Here is an 18,734-nt window from a genome sequence, read left to right on the forward strand (position 1 = left end):
AACAAGCGCTGAAACCCTATTTCGGACAATCAAAATGCAAACCAACACCCTCATCCGCTATCTGACCACCTTGCTGCTGCTGGCGCTCGCCGTCTGGCTGGGCAAGGCGCTGTGGGACCACTACATGCACTCCCCATGGACTCGCGACGGCCGCGTGCGCGCCGACGTGATCACGCTCTCCGCCGACGTGGCCGGCCTGGTGACCCAGGTGGCCGTCAAGGACAATCAACCCGTGCATAAAGGCGACGTGCTCTTCGTCGTGGACCGCGTCCGCTACGCGGCGGCGTTGGCCCAGGCTGAAGCCGCGCTGGACGGCCAGCGCACCGAGAAAAACCGCCGCGGCAAGGAGGCGGCGCGACGCGACAGCCTGGACAGCGCCGTGGTTTCCGCCGAAAACCGCGAAACCGCGAGCTTCGCCGCCGCCGCCGCCGGCTCCCAATATCAGGCGGCGCTGGCCGCCCGCGATCTGGCCCGCCTGAATCTGGAGCGCACCGTGGTGCGCGCCCCGGCGGATGGCTACGTGACCAACCTCAATGTCCACGTCGGGGACTTCGCCGCCGTCGGCGCGCCCAAACTGGCGCTGATAGACCGTAATTCTTATCGGGTGGAAGGCTATTTCGAGGAAACCAAGCTGCCCTTGCTCAAGCTCGGTGCCAAGGTGGAGATCACCCTGCTCAGCGGCGGCCCGACATTGCGCGGCCACGTCGCCAGCATCGCCCGCGGCATCACCGACCGCGACGCGGGCACCGGTCGCGAACTTCTGGCCGACGTCAACCCCACCTTCAACTGGGTGCGGCTGGCGCAGCGGGTGCCGGTGCGCATTGAGCTGGACACACTGCCGGCTGGACAGGTTCTGGTGGCGGGCACCACTTGCACCGTGGTAGTACGTTGAGTGCGCTGCGGCTATGAAAAAAGGGGCCGACGGCCCCTTTTCATTTCCATACTGAACAGACTCTTACAGCCTATTCAAAGTCTCGCGAGCAAGAGCGAGACACGGCGAAAACGGCTGAGAAATCGGAATGGTCGAGTGGTACATGAGCATTTTGAGCTTGTACTCACCGTGCAACGCTTCACGAAGCGCAGCAAACTTTGAACAGGTTCTTACAGCAAACGCCACACTCCCCACTGCACCGCCAGCGCGAACAAGGCCGCTAGCAGATCATCCACCATCACGCCGAAACCGCCGCCCACATGACGGTCCAGCCAGCGGATAGGCCATGGCTTGAGAATGTCGAAAAAGCGGAACAAGACAAAAGCCAGCAGCCAGGCCAAGGGCGTGGCCGGCGCGAAGGCCAACACCAGCAGCATGGCGACGATCTCGTCCCAGACGATGCCGCCGTAGTCGTGCACGCCCAGCGCCCGGCCGCTGTAGCCGCAGATCCAGATCCCGGCGATGAACAGCGGCAGACACAACGCCGCCAGCGCCAGACCTTGCACGCCCAGCGCGTGCAGGACAAAAAACAAGGGATAGGCGGCCACCGTGCCCCAGGTCCCAGGCGCCTTGCGTGCCAGGCCGCTGCCGAAACCGAAAGCCAGGAAGTGGGCGGGGTGGCTCAGAACAAAGCGCCAGTTCGGCTGCAGCTTCAGGGTTTCCGTTTCATTTGAAATGGTCATAGCCAGTGCTTTCCAGTTGAATGATGTTGCCGGCGCCGTCCAGCAGGCTGACGCCCTGGCCCGCCGCGATGCGGCCGATGCGGCTCAGGCGACAGCCAGCCGTCTCGGCGCAGGCCTCGATCTGAGTTCGATGCGCGGCCGGCGCGGTGAATACCAGTTCGTAATCGTCGCCGCCCGCGGCCAGGCAATCCAGCCATTGCCCACGCCCGGCCTCCGCCAGCGGGTGCGACGGCAAGGCGTCCGCCCATACTTCCACCGCCGTCTGAGAAGCGGCGGCGATATGGCCGAGGTCCGACAGCAGGCCGTCGGACACATCGGCGGCGGCATGCGCCAGCGGCAGCAAAGCCAGGCCCAGGGCGATGCGCGGCTCCGGGTATTCCAGCTTGCGCCAGGCCGCCTCGCGCAAACCGTCCGGCAGCGGCGCGATCTTGCCCAGCCGGCTGCGCACCGCCATCGCCCCCAGACCCAGCTCACCACTAACCCAAACGTCGTCGCCCACGCGGGCGGCGGCGCGGCGCAGCGCCTGGCCTCGCGGAGTCTCCCCCCCCACGGTTACCGACAGCGTCAACGGGCCGCGCGTGGTATCGCCGCCGATCACATCGACCCCGTAACGCTCCGCCAAGGCGAAAAACCCCCGGGAGAAGCCGGCGGCCCAGGCCTCGTCCATCGCCGGCAGAGCCAGCGACAACACCACCCAGCGCGGCGCGGCGCCCATCGCCGCCATATCGGACAAATTCACCGCCAGCGTTTTATGACCCAGCGCTTCCGGCTCGACGTCGGCGAAGAAATGACGCCCCTCCACCAGCATGTCCACCGATACGTGCAGATCGCAACCCGGCGTCGGCCGCAGAATGGCGGCATCGTCTCCAACGCCCAGGACCGCGCCGCCGGCCGGACGCGTGAAATAGCGGCGGATCAATTCAAATTCATTCATCACGATCTTTCTGCTCGGCCGATGCAAAAACACCCGCGGTCGCGGGTGTGTTCCAATCTGACAGCGCCGGCGACAAGGCCTCAGTTTTGGCGACGCGCCTTCTGCGACGCCACTTCGTCGGCGCGCACTTCGGCGGCCAGCTTGTCCAGCACGCCGTTGACGAATTTATGACCATCGGTGCCGCCGAAGGTCTTGGTGATTTCGATGGCTTCGTTGATGATCACCGGATACGGGGTTTCCGGATGCTGGGTCAGTTCCAGCGCGGCCATCAACAGCACGGCGCGTTCCACCGGGCTGACTTCGTCTTCGGCGCGCTCGTAGTAGCGGCCGATCTGGTTGGACAGCGTGCCGACGTCTCTGAGCACACCGTACAGGATTTCGCGGAACAGGGCCTCATCGGCCTTGGCGAAGTATTCATTCTCGCGCAGATGCTTTTCGATCAGGGAGGCCGGACGATCCGGGTTCAACTCCCATTCGTAAATGCCTTGGATGGCAAATTCGCGGGCGCGGCGGCGAGCGGTTTTCATAGAGGTGTTCCTTGTAAAGAGCGGTGAGCCGGGCACGCCCGGCTCCGGTATCTTGGCGGGAGCCGATCAGCCGCGCAGGATGCGCTTCCGCAGATTCGCCATCTCCACCGCCACGGCAGCGGCCTCGCGGCCTTTGACTTCCATGCGCACTTCGGCCTGCTCGTCGGTTTCGGTGGTCAGAATCGCGTTGGCGATCGGGATGTCGAAGTCCAGGCCCACGCGGGTCACGCCCGCGCCGGATTCGTTCGACACCAGTTCGAAATGGTAGGTTTCGCCGCGGATCACCGCTCCCAGCGCCACCAGCGCGTCGAAGCGGCCGCTCTTGGCCATGGTTTGCAACACCAGCGGCGCTTCCAGCGCGCCCGGCACCGTGGCCAGGGTCACGTCCTCGGCGGCCACGCCCAGCCGGGCCAGCTCGCCCAGGCAGGCATCGCGCAAGCCTTCGCAAACCGGGGTGTTGAAACGCGACATCACAACGCCGATTTTCAGGCCCTTGCCCATCAGATCGGGTTCTATACGCTGGATAGCTTGAAGCATCTTGTTCCTCGCGGCGGAATCACTACGGAAAACCGGAGATTCTACCTCAATCCCCGGACCTTATCCATTGCGCCGCCGCTCATTCCTCGTCCACGTGGAAGGCCCGCGGCTGACAAAACCCGGTCACTTCCAGGTCGAAGCCGGTCATGGACGACAAGCTCACCGGGGCGGTCATCAGCTTCATCTTGCCCACGCCCAGCGCCTTGAGCATTTGCGCGCCGATGCCGAAGGTCTTGCTGTCCCAACGCTGCTTCTGCTGCTCCAGGCCCAGCGCGCGCTGCGCCAAGTCCTCGCCGGTTTCATCGCGGTACAGCAATACCACGACGCCGTGGCCGGCTTCCTCTATCATTTCCAGCGCATTCGGCACTGTCCAGGAATGCTGGCTGCACAAGGGCGCCAATACGTCGATCACGGACAAGGGTTCGTGCACGCGCACCAGGGTTTCGCGCTGCGCCTCAATCTCGCCCTTGACCAGGGCCAAGTGAGTGGCGCGGGTGGTGATGTCGCGGAACACATGCAAGTCGAACGCGCCGAACGGGGTGTCCACCGGTCGTTGCCCCACCTTCTCCACCAGCGATTCCGTGCGGCTGCGGTATTGGATCAAGTCAGCGATGGTGCCCACTTTCAAGCCATGCTCGCGCGCGAACTCCACCAGTTCTGGCAGGCGGGCCATGGTGCCGTCGTCGTTCATGATTTCGCAGATCACGCCGGCCGGCTCCAAACCCGCCAGCATCGCCAGATCGCAGCCGGCCTCGGTGTGGCCGGCGCGGATCAACACGCCGCCTTTTTGCGCTTTCAGCGGGAAGATATGACCCGGCTGCACCAAGTCCGCCGGCTTGGCCAACCGCGCCACCGCGGCTTGCACGGTGCGGGCTCGGTCCGCCGCGGAAATGCCGGTGGTCACGCCTTCGGCGGCCTCGATGGACACGGTGAAGTTGGTGCTGTACGGAGTGCCGTTATTGCTAACCATCAACGGCAGGTTCAACTGCTGGCAACGCTCCTCGGTCAAGGTCAGACAGATCAGCCCGCGGCCGAACTTGGCCATGAAGTTGATCGCCTCCGGGGTGACGAACTCCGCCGCCATGACCAGGTCGCCTTCGTTCTCGCGGTCCTCGGCGTCCACCAGCACCACCATCTTGCCGGCCTTGATGTCGGCGATAATGTCCTGAATCGGGGAAATAGTCATACCATCTTCCTTCGTAAGCACTTGTTTTTGGCGCGGGCCGCCGCCCGCCTGAATTCATTTTCAAAGCCTGTTCAAAGGCTCGCACTTGCTCGCGAGACTCTGAACAGGCTCTCAGCCGGGCAATAGGTCCAGGCTGACATAATCTCCATGGCGATGGATGTCGCCGTCGCGCAAGCGCAAGGGCTGAGCGAACAAAGGCCCGTCCATTGCCAGGGTGTGAAACTCGCCGGCCTCGGCGCAAGGGTCCAGGCCTTCCGCCAGCATCCGGTCCACCAGTTCGTGGCTCAGTTCGCGGCCCAACCACTGCTCGCTCGCCAGCCGGGTGTTCACCACCACGATGCGGGCGCTGAAGCCCGCGTCGATGAACTCCCGTACCAAGGCGGCGCGCGGCTGCTGCCACAACGGCAGCCATGCCTGCAGGCCGGCCGCGGCGCAGACCTTCTCCTCCCACTCGCGGTGAGCGTCCAGATCGATGTCGCCGAACACCGCGGCCTCGCAACCGTCGGCGCGGGCCTCGTTCAGCCGGGCGATGAACTCGGCCTCATAGCCGTCCCAACTTGCGCGCCCCACTCGCAAGGGCAACCCCAGCGCCGCCGCCTGCAGCTCCAGCACCTCCGGGCGCAAGCCGTGCGAGCGCGAACGCTCGCCGCGCTCGTCCGCCATCGTCAGCAAGGCTTGCGGATGGGCGCCGGCTCGCACCGCGCGCCATAGCGCCAGGCAGGAGTCCTTGCCGCCGCTCCAGGAGGCCAGCACGCGCCGGCCGGCCAGGTTCACGCCGCGGTCCCGCGCTGGGCCAGCACCCGTTCCACCGTCTCCACGATGGCCTGGGTCTGCGGGTCCACTTCGATATTGATCAGATCGCCCACTTTGCGCGACTTGATGATGGTGCGCTCCAGGGTTTCCGGAATCAGGTGCACGCAGAAGCGATTGTCCGCCACCTCGCCTATGGTCAGGCTGATGCCGTCAATACCGATATAGCCCTTGGCGAACACATATTTGATGTGTTCCGCCGGCAATTCGAACCATACGGTTCGGTTATTGGGCAGATCGATCACCCGGGCCACCTTGGCCATGCACAGAATATGACCGGACATCGCATGGCCGCCGATCTCGTCGCCAAAGCGGGCGGCGCGCTCGATATTGACCAGACTGCCGGTTTGCAACAGGCCGAGGTTGGTGACGCGCAGGGTTTCGCGCATTAGATCGAAGGAAACTTGATCGCCGTTGATGGCGGTGACAGTGAGGCAGCAGCCGTTGTGAGCCACCGAGGCGCCCAGCTCCAGGCCGGGCAGCAAGGCCGCCGGCAAACGCAGCGTATGGGTACGGAAGTCCTGCTTCTCCGTGATGGCGATCACTTCCGCCACCCCTTGGACGATACCGGTAAACACGAAGACGCTCCTTTGCGAGGGATTTGGAGCGCCATTGTAACGCAAGGAGGGGCCTGCGGCCCCTCCTAGTCTTAAATCAAACGCAAGCCGCGTTCCCTCAGAAACGCCAGGACACGCTGGTGCGGATCGCCCGCCCCATGCCTTCCGCGCCCTCGGTCAGGTAAGGGATGTATTGAGTGTTGAACAGATTGTCCACCGCCAATCGCGCCTCCAGCCCCTTGAACCGGTCCTTGGGCTGCCAGCCCAGTGACAGGCCGAACAACGAATAGCCGTGCTGCGCGGGATAAGCATAAGGAGAATTGACCAATACCCGGTCCTGCTTGCGCACGAACTTGCCCTGCCCGCTCAAGGACAGGCCGATCTTGCTCCAGCGATAGCCAAGATTGGCCACCGCCTTGCGCGGCGGGATATTGGTGATGGGCTCGTCCCTGCCCCACGGGTCCATCAGGCTATGATTGCGTTCGCCTTTGGTCGACGACAAGGACAAGCTGCCGAACCAGCCGCCGGCCTGATAACGCCCTTCCAGCTCAAAGCCCTGAATCACATAGCCAGGCATATTGCGATAGAAGCCAATCACTGGCGGCAGCGGCGCTCCCGGCGCATCTCCCCGGTTTGGTCCCAGGCGCTGCGCGATATCGTTTTTGACGGTTTGACGATACCAAGTCAGCGCTGCGGACAGATTGTCCCCGGACGTGAGCACATTGCCGCGCTCGAACTCTAGTCCCAGCTTGACCGCGTTCAACGTTTCCGGCTGTAACTGGCGGCTAGTCGCCGTCGTGCTGCCCAAAGTCTGGGTATCGTATACCTCGTCCACGCCCGGCGCGCGCCAGGTGCGGGTATAGCCGGCGTCCAGCGTCCAGCCCGGACGGAAGTTCCAACGCGCGGCCAAGCGCGGCGACCAGCCGGAATACGCCAACCCGCTGTAATCGTGTCCCTTGGCTGGATCGTTATACGCGGAAGCCAGGTTTTCCCGCCCCTGTATCCATACATGGTCGTAGCGCAGAGAAGGCGTCAGCGTCAGGCTTTCCAAGGGCTGCCACTGATGCACCCAATAGGCGGATCGCACGGTTTCCTCGCCCGGAGGCTGGTAGCGCGGATTCAGATAACCATAGTTGTAAGCCGGATCCTTACGCTTATCCGGGCGGTAAAACAACGCATCCAGCGTCTTGTGCGCCCAGCTCACGCCCATAGTGACTTCCTGACGCGCCCAGCCGGAACCGAAGCGGGCGATATTGCGCAGTTCAAGGCGCCGGTCGCGCTGAGTCACCCAACTCTCGTTCCCAAACAAGGATGAGAAGGCGTAGATACTTGCCGTCGGCGGCCGGGTATCGTGCTGATAACGCCGCGACTGCGCATAGCTAAGCTGCAAATCCAGCCAGGGCGAATCGCTGACGAAGGTCCAATCCGCGCTCACCGTCTCATTTTGCTGCTCGCGCCACACACTTTGGCGAAGCCAAGCGCCTTCCCAACCGTACTTCTTGATGTCGGCGGCGTTTGGCGCCGGGATATCCCCGCGCTTGGCCGCCCACGGCGTGCGCCGCTCCTCCTCCTGGCTCACCCAACCCAAGCGCAGCCGATGGCCGGGCGCCGGACGCCAGGCCAGCTTCAGCATGCCGCCCTCCAGATCATTGCCGGAAAACATCATGCCCGTGCCATCGCCCTTCTTGCCGTCGCCGGCGCGCGATCGGGTCATATAGGCCAGGATGTCGGCCTTGCTGCCAGGGCCGCCCGCATAGGCGGCCAGAGACTGGCCGAACTGATTGCCGTTGTCCTGATACATCAGCTTGGCGAAGCCGCCCACTGACTTGCCCGGCCGCAGCAGCTCGGCCACGGTCTTGGTTTCCGCCTTGACCACAGCGCCGAACGCGCCGTTGCCGTAGAACGGAGAATGTCCGCCCTTGAGGACCTCCACCGAACCCAGCAACTCCGGATCGATAAAAGACGTCCCCTGCTGATACTTGTCGAAGCCCTGCGGCGCGCCGTCCAGGGACACCTGCACATGCTCGACCGACTCAAAACCCCAAACATTGATGGTCTGACCGCCGGGGCGCTGCGAGCCGCCGGCATTGACACCGGGCAACGCGTCCAGCACTTCGGCCAGGGAACGCGCTTGCGGCCGCTCGATTTCCTCGCGGTCCAACTTATTGCTGCCCACCCGCGCCTGCGGGCCGTCGGCGGTGACGTGAACGGTATCCAGGCGCGCCGGCGCTTCGGCGGCCCAGACGCTTGGCGCAGCCAGGCAAGCCAGGCTCAGAACCAGAGCTTTGGGACGGAAGCGCGGCGGATTGGGGGCACGGAAAATAGAATCGGGGCAAGGCGGAGAAAGACGAGAGCAAGGCATCACGGTTTTATTTTGTTAATGATAATCATTATCAATACTAACATAAAACTTCCACCGTAAGGCAAGTCCGGTAAAATACCCGGCTTTATCGAATTCCAATACAAGCAATCCCATGTCCGCCGAACTCGCCCGCATCGCCGAAGAAGTGTCCCACCGCCGCACCTTCGCCATCATCTCCCACCCTGACGCCGGTAAGACCACGCTCACCGAAAAGCTGTTGCTGTTCTCCGGCGCCATTCAGATGGCCGGCACCGTCAAGGGCAAGAAAGGCGGCAAGTTCGCCACCTCCGACTGGATGGAGATCGAGAAGCAGCGCGGCATCTCGGTGGCGTCCTCGGTGATGCAGTTCGAGTACCGCGACCACACCGTCAACCTGCTGGACACCCCGGGCCACCAGGACTTCTCCGAAGACACCTACCGCGTGCTGACCGCGGTGGACAGCGCCTTGATGGTGATCGACGCCGCCAAGGGCGTGGAGGAGCAGACCATCAAGCTGCTGAACGTCTGCCGGCTGCGCAGCACGCCCATCGTCACCTTCATGAACAAGTACGACCGCGAGGTGCGCGACAGCCTGGAGCTGCTGGACGAGGTGGAGAGCGTGCTGAAGATCCGTTGCGCGCCGATCACCTGGCCCATCGGCATGGGCAAGGCTTTCCGCGGCGTTTACAGCCTGCTGAACGACGAGGTCATCCTGTTCGAACCGGGCGCGGAAAAACTGATCACCGACGTGGAAGTGATCAAGGGCATAGACAACCCGCGCCTGGACCAGCTGTTCCCGCTGGAAATGGAACAACTGCGCATGGAGATCGAGCTGGTCAAGGGCGCGTCCAATGAGTGGAATCTGGACGAATTCCTGGCCGGCGAGCTGACGCCGGTGTTCTTCGGCTCCGCCATCAACAACTTCGGCGTGCGCGAAATCCTGGACGCGCTGATCAACTGGGCGCCGGCGCCGCAGCTGCGCGACGCCACCGTGCGCGAAGTCGCGCCCACCGAAGGCAAGTTCTCCGGCTTCGTGTTCAAGATCCAGGCCAATATGGACCCCAAGCACCGCGACCGCATCGCCTTCCTGCGCGTGTGCTCCGGCCAGTTCGAGCGCGGTATGAAGATGAAGCACCTGCGCCTGAACCGCGACATCGCCGCCTCCAGCGTGGTGACCTTCATGTCTCACGACCGAGAGATCGTGGAAGAGGCCTTCGCCGGCGACATCATCGGCATTCCCAACCACGGCAACATCCAGATCGGCGACAGCTTCTCCGAGGGCGAGGAGCTGACCTTCACCGGCATCCCCTTCTTCGCGCCGGAACTGTTCCGCGGCGTGCGCATCAAAAACCCTTTGAAGCTGAAGCAGCTGCAAAAAGGCTTGCAACAGCTGGGTGAGGAAGGCGCGGTGCAAGTATTCAAGCCGCACAGCGGCGGCGACCTGATCCTGGGCGCGGTGGGCGTGCTGCAGTTTGAAGTGGTGGCCTCGCGACTGGCGGCCGAATACGGCGTGGACGCGGTGTTCGAATCCGCCAGCATCTGGTCGGCGCGCTGGTTCAGCTGCGACGATCGCAAGAAGCTGGACGAGTTCGTCAAGGCGCTGCAGATCAACATCGCCACCGACGCCGGCGGCAACCTCGCCTACCTGGCCCCCAACCGCGTCAACCTGCAACTGACTCAGGAACGCTGGCCGGACATCGTATTCCACGAAACCCGCGAACACGCGGTCAAACTCAACGACTGAAGCTGAAACCGACCCCCGCCATGGAGCCCAAGGCCACCCTGTTCGACTTGATAAGCTATCTGCGCGACAACTACTCGCACGAGATAGCGCGCTCGCTGATCCTGATCGCCGCCCTGCTGATCATCCGCCTGGTGGTGGACCGGCTGCTGGCGGCCAACAACAGCATAGCGATCGAGTCGAAACGGCGCTGGTCGGTGAACACCCGCAACATCCTGTTCGTCTCCGGCCTGGCCGGCATCGGCCTGATCTGGGCCAGCGAGCTGCAAACCATCGCGGTGTCGATGCTGGCCTTCGCCGCCGCGCTGATCCTGGCCACCAAGGAATTGATCATGTGCCTGTCCGGCGGCCTGGTCCGCCAGACCTCCAACAGCTACAGCCTGGGCGACCACATCGAAGTGGGCGCGGTGCGCGGCCGGGTGGTGGACATCGGCCTGCTGTCCACCACGGTGATGGAGATCGGCCCCAACCACAGCTCGCACCAGATGACCGGACGGGCGCTGACCTTCCCCAACAGCCTGCTGCTGTCCACGCCGGTAATACGCGAAAACTACATGGGCGACTACGTGATGCACATCGTCAACGTCCCCATGGCCTACACCGTGCCGCCCATCCGCGCCGAGCGCCTCTTGATGGCGGCGGCGGAAGAGTCCTGCCAGCCTCACCTGGAAGTGGCGCGCCAGCACATGGAAGACATGGCCAAGCGCAATCTGGTGGACATTCCGTCGGTGGAGCCGCGCATCGCGCTGCAACCGATGGACGAAAAACGCTATCAGTTGATCTTGCGCATCGCAATTCCGGCCCGCGACCGGCATCGTATCGAACAGACCATCTTGCACAACTTTCTGGCGCAATGCTTTCCGGAGCAGGACGCCGCCGCCCTCGCCTGAGACGACAGGCGGTCCGGGCGCAAATAATTAGAGCAAGAACTCCAAATTTGCGTTAGAATGGCGCATCGCGAATGTCATTGAACAGCCCAAGCGCATCATGAGCAAAAACAGAATCAAAACCTACGACCGCATCATCCAGGAGAGCCTCAAGCTGTTCAATGAACAGGGCGAGCGCAGCATCACCACCAATCACATCGCCGCGCATCTGGGGATCAGCCCGGGCAACCTGTACTACCACTTCCGCAACAAGGAAGAGATCGTCTATCAAATTTTCCTGATGTACCGCGAGTTCATCAATCAGCGCCTGGCGGTGCCGGAAAACCGAGAAATGACGGTGGACGATCTGGTTAACTACCTGGATACCGCCTTCCTGGCAATGTGGCAGTTCCGCTTCATGTTCTACGACCTGCCGGGCATGCTGGCGCGCAACCCGCAAATGCAGTCGGAGTACCATCAGTTCGTCAACACCGAATTGAAAAACATCCTGGCCGAGCACTTCCGCGAATTCATCCGCCTGGGCTTGCTGGAAATGGACGAGGAAGACATCGAACCGGTCAGCATCAATATCTGGCTGGTGGTGAAGTTCTGGTTCGCTTTCGAACAAACCGCGCGCCCCAAGGCGCCGATCACCGAGGAATCCGGCCACCGTGGCGTGCTGCAGGTGCTGGCCCTGCTCAAACCCTATGTGCAGGATCAGTATATGGGCGCCTTCCGCGCGCTGTGTGAACGCCACAAGGTTTGATCGCCGACACCGGAAAAAGCAAAGCCGCGTAAACGCGGCTTTTTTCATGCATCGACGCTTGGAATCCAATTACAGACTGCGCCCCAAGGCCTCCGCCAAGGGCCGCAGCTCCGCCATCAGCGCGGCCAGCCCCTCCGGCGTCAAGGCCTGATCGGCTTCGCACAAAGCGGCCTCCGGCTGCGGGTGCATGTCCAGCAGCAGGCCGTCCGCACCGGCGGCCAAAGCCGCCTTGGCCAGCGCCGGCACCAACCAGGCTTTGCCAGCGGCGTGACTGGGGTCGACAATCACCGGCAAATGGGTTTCGCGCTTGAGCAAGGGAATCGCGCTGACGTCCAGCGTGGCGCGATAGGCCGGCTCGAAACTACGAATGCCGCGCTCGCAAAACACAATGTTGTGATTGCCGCCGGCGGCGATGTATTCGGCGGCCATCAACCAGTCGCCCAAGGTCGCGGCAACGCCGCGCTTAAGGATAACCGGCTTGTTCAAGCGCCCCACCTCCTTCAACAGTTCGACGTTTTGCATGCTGCGCGAACCAATCTGGATGATGTCCACGCCCTGCTCCAAAAACACGTCCAGCATGCGCACATCGGCCAACTCGGACACCACCGGCAGCCCCTCGGCGCGGCCGGCTGCGATCAACTGCTCAATGCCCTCAACCCCCAGGCCTTGGAAGCCGTAAGGGCTGGGATGCTGCTTGAACACGCCGCCGTGCAGCAACCGGCAACCGGCGGCCCGCGTCGCCGTTGCGGCCTGCGCGATCTGCTGTGCCGACTCCACCGCGGACGGTCCGGCAATCACCTGCAAGGCTTCGCCGCCAAAGGACAGACCTCGCGCCTGCACCACGCTGTTCTGCGGGTGAGTCTCCCGGGAGACGATGCGGTACTCGCGCACCACCCGCATCGCCCGCTCCACCCCCGGCATCGACTCGAACATTTCCGGCGACAAGCTGCGTTCGTCCCCCACCGCGCCGATGATGGTGCGCTCCGCGCCGCGCGACACATGCTCGCTGAGCCCCGCGCCTCGTATCTTGGCCACCACGGCCGCCACTTCGTTTTCCGGCGCCAGCCGGTTCATGATGATGATCATCCGCTATCCCGTTCAAAACCCTTCATGACCGCCTGCGCCAACGCCCAGCCAAACGACGCCCCAGCCGCGACCAGAACGACGGCCGCTGCGCGCCGCGCCGGACAAACCCGGCCAGCGCATGCGCCAGCCGCCACGGAGCCGAGGCCCGCAAGCGCTCGAAGATTCGCTCGCGCCAGTAAACGAAGCCATTATACAGCCGCACAAACCAGGACACTCGCATCAGCGTCGGCCGGGTCAGCGTAAACAACCGCGCCGCCAGCGCGGTGCCTCCCACCTTGGCCAGCAGAATAATCAGCACGCCCAGCAGCGCGTGCCCCCGCCCGATCAGGAACAGCGCCGCTAGTTTGACCGGCAGCAACAAGGCCGCCGGCAGCGCGAATATCGCCAGGGCAGCCCACGGCGGCAAGACGGCGATGCGCCGCTCCAGCGCAGCCAGCGGCGGCCAGGCCGCCAAGCGCCCCAGCGCGGCGGACAGCTCGTCCCAGGCGTACTCTTCGAACAGGATGATCAAGGCCGCCAGCAAGGCCAGCGGCCAGGTCAACACCCGTTTCAGCCGGCGCCAGCCCTGCGCCGCCGTTTCTCTCGCCCGCATCTTGACTTCAGCGCCGACTCAAGCCTTGCCCAGGTCCAGCCACTTGGCGACCTCCCGCGGCTGGTAAGCGCGCATATCCGACAACAGCGCAGGCAAGTCTTCGTTGATGCGGAACAGATCCATATTGCCGGGACGGGCGAAGCCCTCCGCCACCGCGTGCTCCATCATCCGATGCAAGGGCTGATAATAGCCGGCGGCGTCCAGCAGCCCCACCGGCTTGCCGTGCAAGGACAACTGACCCCAGGTCAAGATCTCGAATAATTCGTCGAAGGTGCCGAAGCCGCCCGGCAGCGCGATGAAGCCGTCGGACAACTCCGCCATCAGCGCCTTGCGCTGGTGCATGGTTTCGGTGACATGAATTTCCGTCAAGCCGGTATGCGCCACTTCTTTGGCCTTGAGAAACTCCGGAATCACGCCGATGACTTTGCCGCCAGCCGCCAGCGCGGCGTCCGCGGCCACGCCCATCAGGCCGACCTTGCCGGCGCCGTAGACCAGAGTGATGCCCTGTTCGGCCAAGGTGCGGCCAAAGTCCCGGGCGGCCGCTTCGTATTCCGGCTTGATCCCCTTGTTGGAGCCGCAAAACAGGCAGATAGCTTTCATTCTTATTTTTCCCCTATCAAACATTAACGTCAAAAACACAACGGGCCGCTGCGCGGCCCGCTTGCATCCTCATCCTAAAATTCAAAGCACCGCGAGCGGATAAGAGCCCAGCACTTTGACAAAGGAAGTGCACTCGGCGAGCCCCGCCAGCGCCTGCTGCACATTGGCGTCGTCTCGATGCCCTTCCATATCAATGAAGAACACATAGTCCCATAAACCCGCGCGCGACGGCCGCGACTCGAACTTGCTCATCGACACCCCGTTGCCGGCGATGGGCGCCAGCAACTGGTGGACCGCACCCGGACGATTGGGCGCCGACACCACCACCGAGGTCTTGTCCTGGCCTGTCACGCCCACGTCTTGCAGCCCCAATACCAGGAAACGGGTGGTGTTGTTGGGCTCGTCCTCGATATTGGACGCCAGCTTCAACAGCGCGTAGCGCTCAGCCGCGGCCTGACCGGCGATCGCCGCCGCGCCCTCGTCTTCGGCCGCCAGCCGCGCCGCTTCGGCGTTGCTGGCCACCGACACCCGCTCCACCGCTTCCGGCAGATTCTTGTTCAGCCACTCATGACACTGCGCCAGCGCCTGAGCATGCGCGTAGACGCGACGGATGCCGTCCAGGCCCTCCACTTTGCGCAGCAAATGGTGGTGAATGCGCAGCACCACTTCGCCGCAAATCTTCAACGGACTGGTCACCATCAGGTCAAGCGTGCGGCCCACCGCGCCTTCAGTGGAATTCTCCACCGGCGCCACCACGTAATCCAGACCACGCGACTCCACCAAACGGAAAGCCTCGTCGATCGAACTACAGGCCACCGTGCGCGCGGCATGGCCGAAGTGCTTAAGCGTAGCCAACTGGCTGAAGGTGCCTTCCGGCCCCAGGTAAGCGATGGACAGCGGCTTTTCCAGCGCCAGGCATTCGGACATCACCTCGCGGAACAAGCGCGCCACCGACTCGCCCGGCAAGGGACCGGGATTCAGTTCCTTGACGCGGCGCAGCACCTGCGCCTCGCGCTCGGGCCGATAGATGATGCCGCCGCCTTTGATCTCGCCGATCTCACGCGCGTGAGTGGCGCGCTGGTTCAGCAGATTGAGGATTTCCACATCGATGTTGTCGATGGCGTCGCGGTGCTGTTTAAGTAAATGTTCCGACACGGCTTCCAGTCTTTCTCTATTGCATGCATCCTGTAGAGACGCGCGCGTCCAAGTTTGAACACGCGGCTCCCGAAACACCCAGTTTCCGCGAGATGAGCCACGCTCGCAAGCCTTTGTCGCGATAAAACGCAAGAGACCAACCAACTCTTAGAACCTGTTCAAAGTCTCTGAGTAGTAGCGTAGTGTGAGAAAATCCAGAGGTGAGAAAAAGCTACCCAAGTGATATCAGTCGCGAACAATTTGAAGTGATCAGACCACTTCTGGAAAGTGCGCGTAAAAGAACAAGCCCCCGTCGAGTGGACTTGTATGAAGTATTTTGTGCCGTGCTGTACCTGCTCCGAAGCGGCTGCCAATGGCGAATGCTTCCTGAAGCGTTTCCCAAATGGCGTACCGTCCATTCGTACTTCACCATGTGGAGTGAGCCGCGTGAAGGGGGCAGCCTGCTGGAGCAGGCGCTAAAAAAATCAGGTTGGCGCGGCCCGAGAGAAACTGGGGCGGAGCGCTTGCAGCAGGTTCTTGATCGTGGACGCGCAGAGCGTGAAGAACACTGATACCGCAGGATTAAAAGGCTACGACGCAGGTAAGAAGGTCTCGGGTATCAAGCGCCATATTGTGGTGGACACGCAGGGCCTGCCACATGCGGTGGCCGTGACTACAGCGGAGGTAACGGATCGCAGAGGGGCGCTACAGGCGCTACGGCAATGTAAATCCAGATTGATTGGGGCTCAGAGCCTGCTGGCGGATAGTGGCTATGTTGGCAAACCCTTTGCTCAAGGCGTGAGCGAGATTCTGGGGCGGACGTGACGGTGCAGATTGCCAAACGGAGCGAGCTGCACACCTTCAAGGTGATGCCCAAACGCTGGGTTGTTGAGCGCAGCTTCGCTTGGTTGGAAAAGAGCAGAAGGCTGTGGAAGAACTGCGAGCGGAAGCTCAATACCAGCTTGCAGTTCATCCATCTGGCCTTCTTGGGGCTCTTAGAACCTGTTTACGATCTTTTTGTGAGCGATAATGGGCGAGTGAAGAGAAAATCCTACCCAAGCGACATTAGTCGAGAAAAGTTTGCTCAGATAGAGCCGCTGCTGCGTGGCGTCCGACGTAACACTAAACCGGTACAGCTGGATCTGTATGAAGTGTTCTGCGCAGTGCTCTATCTTCTGCGCACAGGTTGTCAGTGGCGCTATCTACCGCCTGACTTTCCCAAGTGGCAGAACGTCTATGCGTATTGGCGCAAATGGACCGAACCTGACTTGTACGGCGTAAGCGTGTTGGAGCTGGCATTAAAAAAATCAGGTTGGCGTGGCCCGAGAGAAACTGGGGCGGAACGCCTCAAGCACGCTCTTGATCGTCGACGCGCAGAGCGTGAAGAACACTGATACAGCGGGGTTAAAAGGCTACGACGCGGGTAAGAAAATATCAGGCATCAAACGCCATATCGTAGTGGATACCCAGGGCTTACCGCACGCGGTAGCAGTGACTACAGCGGAGGTGACGGATCGCAAAGGAGCCCTCAAAGCGCTGGCACGTTGCCAGAGTGGGCTCAAGCGGGTGCAAAGCCTGCTGTGCGACAGCGGCTACATAGGTCAGCCCTTTGCGCAGGGAGTGCGGGAGATTCTGGGTGGGTATGTGACGGTACAGATCGCGAAGAGAAGCGAGCTGCATACGTTCAAGGTGATGCCCAAACGATGGATTGTTGAGCGCAGCTTCGCTTGGTTGGAAAAGAGCAGAAGGCTGTGGAAGAACTGCGAGCGGAAGCTGAATACTAGCTTGCAGTTCATCCACTTGGCTTTCTTGGCTCTATTGCTCCGGAGATCGTAAACAGGCTCTTAGCTCGCGAGATCGTAAACACGTTCTTACTCAAAAGACTTTGAACAGGTTCTTAGAATCTCTTCAAAGCCTCGCGACTTACGTCGAAGCAAAACGAAAAGCACTGGGCAAGTGGAATGCATACGCGCCCCATGGGTATTTCGAAGCGGGTTTCAACGCCTCTGTCTAACTCTCCCGCCGACGCGCAGCAGCTCGTGAACAGGTTCTTAGCCAAAACAAGTCCATACCCGGTTGGCCAGGTCCACCACGAAATCGGCGCGCAGATACATCCCGGTCAAGCAGGCCAACAGCAGCGCCGCGCCGACGGACAGCAGCAAGGCTCTCATGCGTCCTCCTTGGCGAAACTCGCCGACGGCGTTTCGCGCACCGGCAGATTGGCCGCGGCGGCCAGCAGGCCCAGGGCTATCGCCAGCACCCATACCAGATCGTAATTGCCGAGCAAATCATAGAGCGCCCCACCCAGCCACACCCCCAGGAAACTGCCCACCTGGTGCGAGAAAAACACCGCGCCGGACAGCAGACCCAGGTGACGCACGCCGAACATGCCGGCTATCACCCCATTGGTCAACGGCACCGTGGACAGCCACAAAAAACCCATCGTGGCGGCGAACACCGCCACAGAAACGCCGCTGAGCGGCAGCAATTGAAAAACCGCGATCACCACGCTGCGCATCAGGTAAATGAAACTGAGCAGGCTGGGCTTTGACCAACGGCTGCCCAGCTCGCCAAAGGCCATGGTGCCGAATATATTGAACAGGCCGATCAAGGCCAGCGCCAGACTAGCGGTGCCGCCGCCCAAGCCGTGGTCGCGCAGATAGGCCGGCAGATGCACGCCGATGAACACTACCTGAAAGCCGCAGACGAAATAGCCGGCCATCAGCAGACGGAAGCCGCGTTCCGCCCAGGCGGCGGCGAAGGTGTCCGCCATCCCGCGCAACAAATGCTGGGCCGCGGCGGTTTGCGCCGGCCGGTCCTCGCGCGCCAGCCAACCGGACAAGGGCAGCATCAGTGCGGCGCAAGCGGCCAGGATCAGCAACGCCGGCAGCCAGCCCAGGCCGTCGATCAAGCCTTGCTCCACCGGGATCATCGCAAACTGGCCGAAAGACCCCGCCGCCGCGACGATGCCCATCGCGCGCGAACGGTAAGCCGGCGACACGCTGCGCGCCACCACGCCAAAAATCACGCTATAAGTGACACAGGACAAGGCCAGACCGAGCAAGACGCCGGCCGACAGAGAAAACAGCAAGGGTGTGCCGGACACCGTCATCAAAGCCAGGCCGGCGACATAAAGCAAGGCGCCGCCCAGCAGCACCTTGCCGGAACCATGCCTGTCCGCCAGCGCGCCGGCGAAGGGTTGAGCCAGGCCCCATACCAGGTTTTGCAGGCCCAGCGCGAAGGCGAAGGCTTCCCGGCTCCAGCCGAAGGCCTGGGTCATCGGCGGCATGAAGAAACCAAAGCCATGGCGTATGCCCATGGCCAGCGACACAATCAGGCCGCCGGTCAGCAGCAATCGCTTGATGGAATCGTTCATCGCTAGTCTCCATGCGAAATAACAGCGGCGCGGCTGTTGTGATCATAGGGCAAAACCGGCTCGACCA

General features: G+C 62.4%; 19 protein-coding genes and 1 pseudogene. 7 read left to right on the plus strand and 13 right to left on the minus strand.

All coding sequences use genetic code 11. The annotated features are described in order from the left end of the window. Positions 1-34: 34 nt before the first annotated feature. Positions 35-892 (plus strand): HlyD family efflux transporter periplasmic adaptor subunit, encoded by an 858-nt coding sequence (locus GYH29_RS12060; RefSeq protein WP_019100682.1) that lies wholly within the window; start codon positions 35-37, stop codon positions 890-892. A 209-nt stretch (positions 893-1,101) separates the two neighbouring features. Here GYH29_RS12060 and GYH29_RS12065 read toward each other — a convergent pair whose 3' ends face one another. The 8 genes from GYH29_RS12065 to GYH29_RS12100 form a co-directional block, all read right to left on the minus strand. Continuing rightward, positions 1,102-1,614 (minus strand): phosphatidylglycerophosphatase A family protein, encoded by a 513-nt coding sequence (locus GYH29_RS12065; RefSeq protein ID WP_019102384.1) that lies wholly within the window; start codon positions 1,612-1,614, stop codon positions 1,102-1,104. Then, the gene (gene thiL, locus GYH29_RS12070; RefSeq protein WP_019102385.1) at positions 1,598-2,548 is read right to left on the minus strand and encodes a thiamine-phosphate kinase; all 951 of its coding nucleotides are present in this window, start codon (positions 2,546-2,548) and stop codon (positions 1,598-1,600) included. The genes GYH29_RS12065 and thiL overlap by 17 nt, the downstream gene beginning before the upstream one ends. Positions 2,549-2,628: 80 nt before the next feature. Continuing rightward, positions 2,629-3,075: a transcription antitermination factor NusB gene (nusB, locus tag GYH29_RS12075; protein WP_019102386.1), complete on the minus strand. Its 447-nt coding sequence runs from the start codon at positions 3,073-3,075 to the stop codon at positions 2,629-2,631. A gap of 66 nt (positions 3,076-3,141) precedes the next feature. Next, positions 3,142-3,612: a 6,7-dimethyl-8-ribityllumazine synthase gene (gene ribH, locus GYH29_RS12080; RefSeq protein ID WP_043590598.1), complete on the minus strand. Its 471-nt coding sequence runs from the start codon at positions 3,610-3,612 to the stop codon at positions 3,142-3,144. A gap of 79 nt (positions 3,613-3,691) precedes the next feature. Further along, the gene (gene ribBA / locus GYH29_RS12085) at positions 3,692-4,798 is read right to left on the minus strand and encodes a bifunctional 3,4-dihydroxy-2-butanone-4-phosphate synthase/GTP cyclohydrolase II (RefSeq protein ID WP_019102388.1); all 1,107 of its coding nucleotides are present in this window, start codon (positions 4,796-4,798) and stop codon (positions 3,692-3,694) included. 111 nt (positions 4,799-4,909) lie between these two features. After that, positions 4,910-5,572 (minus strand): Dph6-related ATP pyrophosphatase, encoded by a 663-nt coding sequence (locus tag GYH29_RS12090; RefSeq protein ID WP_232060586.1) that lies wholly within the window; start codon positions 5,570-5,572, stop codon positions 4,910-4,912. Next, positions 5,569-6,186, minus strand: a complete 618-nt coding sequence (locus GYH29_RS12095) for a riboflavin synthase (protein ID WP_019102390.1) — start codon at positions 6,184-6,186, stop codon at positions 5,569-5,571. The genes GYH29_RS12090 and GYH29_RS12095 overlap by 4 nt, the downstream gene beginning before the upstream one ends. A 97-nt stretch (positions 6,187-6,283) precedes the next feature. Further along, positions 6,284-8,527 (minus strand): TonB-dependent receptor domain-containing protein, encoded by a 2,244-nt coding sequence (locus GYH29_RS12100; RefSeq protein ID WP_052051973.1) that lies wholly within the window; start codon positions 8,525-8,527, stop codon positions 6,284-6,286. Between the two features lie 112 nt (positions 8,528-8,639). Here GYH29_RS12100 and GYH29_RS12105 point away from each other — a divergent pair, with 112 nt between their 5' ends. From GYH29_RS12105 to GYH29_RS12115, 3 genes are all read left to right on the plus strand, one after another. Further along, positions 8,640-10,250, plus strand: coding sequence for a peptide chain release factor 3 (locus GYH29_RS12105; RefSeq protein WP_019102237.1), 1,611 nt, complete (start codon positions 8,640-8,642; stop codon positions 10,248-10,250). Between the two features lie 20 nt (positions 10,251-10,270). Next, entirely contained in the window at positions 10,271-11,137 is an 867-nt protein-coding gene (locus GYH29_RS12110; RefSeq protein WP_019102236.1) for a mechanosensitive ion channel domain-containing protein, read from the plus strand. A 97-nt stretch (positions 11,138-11,234) separates the two neighbouring features. Then, positions 11,235-11,879: a TetR/AcrR family transcriptional regulator gene (locus tag GYH29_RS12115; RefSeq protein ID WP_019102235.1), complete on the plus strand. Its 645-nt coding sequence runs from the start codon at positions 11,235-11,237 to the stop codon at positions 11,877-11,879. Between the two features lie 69 nt (positions 11,880-11,948). On the opposite strand, the gene aroF is transcribed toward GYH29_RS12115, so the two are convergent. The 4 genes from aroF to pheA form a co-directional block, all read right to left on the minus strand. Further along, positions 11,949-12,965 (minus strand): 3-deoxy-7-phosphoheptulonate synthase, encoded by a 1,017-nt coding sequence (gene aroF / locus GYH29_RS12120; RefSeq protein WP_161523818.1) that lies wholly within the window; start codon positions 12,963-12,965, stop codon positions 11,949-11,951. A 22-nt stretch (positions 12,966-12,987) separates the two neighbouring features. Further along, positions 12,988-13,557, minus strand: a complete 570-nt coding sequence (locus GYH29_RS12125) for a hypothetical protein (RefSeq protein WP_181248042.1) — start codon at positions 13,555-13,557, stop codon at positions 12,988-12,990. 18 nt (positions 13,558-13,575) lie between these two features. After that, the gene (locus GYH29_RS12130) at positions 13,576-14,157 is read right to left on the minus strand and encodes an LOG family protein (protein ID WP_174243640.1); all 582 of its coding nucleotides are present in this window, start codon (positions 14,155-14,157) and stop codon (positions 13,576-13,578) included. Between the two features lie 81 nt (positions 14,158-14,238). Further along, entirely contained in the window at positions 14,239-15,312 is a 1,074-nt protein-coding gene (gene pheA / locus GYH29_RS12135) for a prephenate dehydratase (protein WP_043590587.1), read from the minus strand. 200 nt (positions 15,313-15,512) lie between these two features. Here pheA and GYH29_RS25110 point away from each other — a divergent pair, with 200 nt between their 5' ends. The 3 genes and pseudogenes from GYH29_RS25110 (at position 15,513) to GYH29_RS12145 (ending at position 17,127) form a co-directional block, all read left to right on the plus strand. Continuing rightward, a complete protein-coding gene (locus tag GYH29_RS25110) occupies positions 15,513-15,863 on the plus strand; it encodes a transposase (protein ID WP_332086351.1) in 351 nt (116 codons plus the stop codon). Then, positions 15,850-16,220, plus strand: a pseudogene (locus GYH29_RS25115) (transposase); the annotation flags it as partial. The gene GYH29_RS25110 and the pseudogene GYH29_RS25115, both read left to right, overlap by 14 nt. Before the next feature lie 108 nt (positions 16,221-16,328). After that, positions 16,329-17,127 (plus strand): IS5 family transposase gene (locus GYH29_RS12145; protein ID WP_161523837.1). Its coding sequence is split into 2 segments (ribosomal slippage): positions 16,329-16,592 and positions 16,594-17,127, totalling 798 coding nucleotides; the frame shifts between segments, so codons are not numbered across the junction. 331 nt (positions 17,128-17,458) lie between these two features. Here the strand turns inward: GYH29_RS12145 and GYH29_RS12150 are convergent. Continuing rightward, positions 17,459-18,667, minus strand: coding sequence for an MFS transporter (locus GYH29_RS12150; RefSeq protein WP_161523819.1), 1,209 nt, complete (start codon positions 18,665-18,667; stop codon positions 17,459-17,461). Positions 18,668-18,734 lie beyond the last annotated feature (67 nt).

The organism is Chromobacterium haemolyticum (genome assembly GCF_009936155.1).
Classification (GTDB): Bacteria; Pseudomonadota; Gammaproteobacteria; order Burkholderiales; family Chromobacteriaceae; genus Chromobacterium; species Chromobacterium haemolyticum.

What these genes read in the sequence shown, in the direction of transcription:
- GYH29_RS12060 (WP_019100682.1), top strand. Translation starts at nt 35, where the DNA reads ATGCAAACCAACACCCTCATCCGCTATCTGACCACCTTGCTGCTGCTG.
- GYH29_RS12065 (WP_019102384.1), bottom strand. Translation starts at nt 1,614, where the DNA reads ATGACCATTTCAAATGAAACGGAAACCCTGAAGCTGCAGCCGAACTGG.
- thiL (WP_019102385.1), bottom strand. Translation starts at nt 2,548, where the DNA reads ATGAATGAATTTGAATTGATCCGCCGCTATTTCACGCGTCCGGCCGGC.
- nusB (WP_019102386.1), bottom strand. Translation starts at nt 3,075, where the DNA reads ATGAAAACCGCTCGCCGCCGCGCCCGCGAATTTGCCATCCAAGGCATT.
- ribH (WP_043590598.1), bottom strand. Translation starts at nt 3,612, where the DNA reads ATGCTTCAAGCTATCCAGCGTATAGAACCCGATCTGATGGGCAAGGGC.
- ribBA (WP_019102388.1), bottom strand. Translation starts at nt 4,798, where the DNA reads ATGACTATTTCCCCGATTCAGGACATTATCGCCGACATCAAGGCCGGC.
- GYH29_RS12100 (WP_052051973.1), bottom strand. Translation starts at nt 8,527, where the DNA reads ATGCCTTGCTCTCGTCTTTCTCCGCCTTGCCCCGATTCTATTTTCCGT.
- GYH29_RS12105 (WP_019102237.1), top strand. Translation starts at nt 8,640, where the DNA reads ATGTCCGCCGAACTCGCCCGCATCGCCGAAGAAGTGTCCCACCGCCGC.
- GYH29_RS12110 (WP_019102236.1), top strand. Translation starts at nt 10,271, where the DNA reads ATGGAGCCCAAGGCCACCCTGTTCGACTTGATAAGCTATCTGCGCGAC.
- GYH29_RS12115 (WP_019102235.1), top strand. Translation starts at nt 11,235, where the DNA reads ATGAGCAAAAACAGAATCAAAACCTACGACCGCATCATCCAGGAGAGC.
- aroF (WP_161523818.1), bottom strand. Translation starts at nt 12,965, where the DNA reads ATGATCATCATCATGAACCGGCTGGCGCCGGAAAACGAAGTGGCGGCC.
- GYH29_RS12125 (WP_181248042.1), bottom strand. Translation starts at nt 13,557, where the DNA reads ATGCGGGCGAGAGAAACGGCGGCGCAGGGCTGGCGCCGGCTGAAACGG.
- GYH29_RS12130 (WP_174243640.1), bottom strand. Translation starts at nt 14,157, where the DNA reads ATGAAAGCTATCTGCCTGTTTTGCGGCTCCAACAAGGGGATCAAGCCG.
- GYH29_RS12150 (WP_161523819.1), bottom strand. Translation starts at nt 18,667, where the DNA reads ATGAACGATTCCATCAAGCGATTGCTGCTGACCGGCGGCCTGATTGTG.